The organism is Pseudoduganella buxea (assembly GCF_009720835.1).
GTDB lineage: Bacteria > Pseudomonadota > Gammaproteobacteria > Burkholderiales > Burkholderiaceae_D > Rugamonas > Rugamonas buxea.
In genome coordinates this window covers 1-1,168 of record NZ_WNKZ01000217.1, presented here as the reverse complement: position 1 = coordinate 1,168, position 1,168 = coordinate 1, and the positions used below count along the sequence as shown (strand labels likewise).

Sequence of the window (1,168 nt, the reverse complement as noted above, 5' to 3'; positions counted from 1 at the left end):
TCCAGTCCAGGCAGGGGCAGGCGAAGCGGCGGCGCAGCTTGCGCAGCGGCGCCGGGTCCAGGCCCAGCGGCTGCAGGCGCGCTTCGCCTTGCGCGGACAGCGCATAGGCGCCGGCGCCGTCGTCCACCAGCCACCCTTGCGCGATGAAATGGTCGTGCAGCTCGACGGCGACAGCGCCGGCCATGTGGTCGTAGCAGGTGCGGGCGTGGCGCAGGCGTGTCGGCGTGCCGGGGCGGAAGGCAGGGCGGGGCAGCCCTGCCACCACCAGCAGCGCTTCCAGCGCGGCGGCGACGTCGGTGCCGGCCAGCCGGTGGTAGCGGTGCTTGCCCTGCGCCAGCTGCACCAGCAGGCCGTCTTCCTTCAGCCGGGCCAGGTGGGCGCTGGCCGTCGACGGGCTCACTTCCGCCACCACGGCCAGCTCGGTGCTGGTGCGGGCGTGGCCGTCGAGCAGGCAGCACAGCATGCGGGCGCGGGCCGGTTCGGCGATGGCGCCGGCAATGCGGGCCAGGTGGTTGTCTGCATCCATGATTCGGTCTGGGGCGAATTGTCGACGATGGCTTTTCAGGATACTGCAAGCCTCGACGCTCCGCAAAGGACAAATCATGAACCCAATGAGACCAATGAGCCGGCCCGCCGACGCGCTGGCGGCCGTCAGCCATGCCGACCCTTACCCCTACTATGCGGCGCTGGCGCGCGGGCGCGCGCCGTTCCACGACGCAGGCCTGGGCCTGTGGGTGTGCGCCCACCCGGACACCGTGCACGCCGTGCTGGCCCATGCCGATTGCCGGGTCCGCCCCGTGGAAGAGCCCGTGCCCGCCGTGCTGCGCGGCCCGGCCGGCACGTTGTTCGGGGCGCTGGCGCGGATGAACGACGGCGCGCCGCATGCGCAAATCAAGCCGGTACTGCAGGCAGCGCTGGGAGCCGTGCCGTCCGGCGCCCTTCGCGTGCCGCGAGCGCGCGTACGGAACGCCGCCGGACTGAACGCCTTCATGTTCGACGCCCCGGTCCAGGCGGTGGCATCGCTGCTGGGCTGCCCGGAAGCGCAACTCGGTGCCGTGGCTGGCCGCGTGGGCCGGTTCGCGGGCGCCCTGTCGCCGCTGGCGGATGCGGCGCAGATCGGGGTGGCGCACGAAGCCGCTACGGCCCTGCTGGCGGCGCTGCGCCGGCT

2 protein-coding genes are annotated in these 1,168 nt (G+C 73.2%); one reads left to right on the top strand and one right to left on the bottom strand.

From position 1 onward, the window contains the following. On the bottom strand, nucleotides 1-526 hold a 526-nt coding region (locus tag GM672_RS27670; RefSeq protein WP_155473691.1), incomplete at its 3' end, for an ArsR/SmtB family transcription factor. Nucleotides 527-602: 76 nt separating this feature from the next. Between GM672_RS27670 and GM672_RS27665 the strand changes: the two genes are divergently transcribed. After that, a partial coding sequence (locus tag GM672_RS27665; protein ID WP_503826366.1) for a cytochrome P450 family protein occupies nucleotides 603-1,168 on the top strand: 566 nt, incomplete at its 3' end.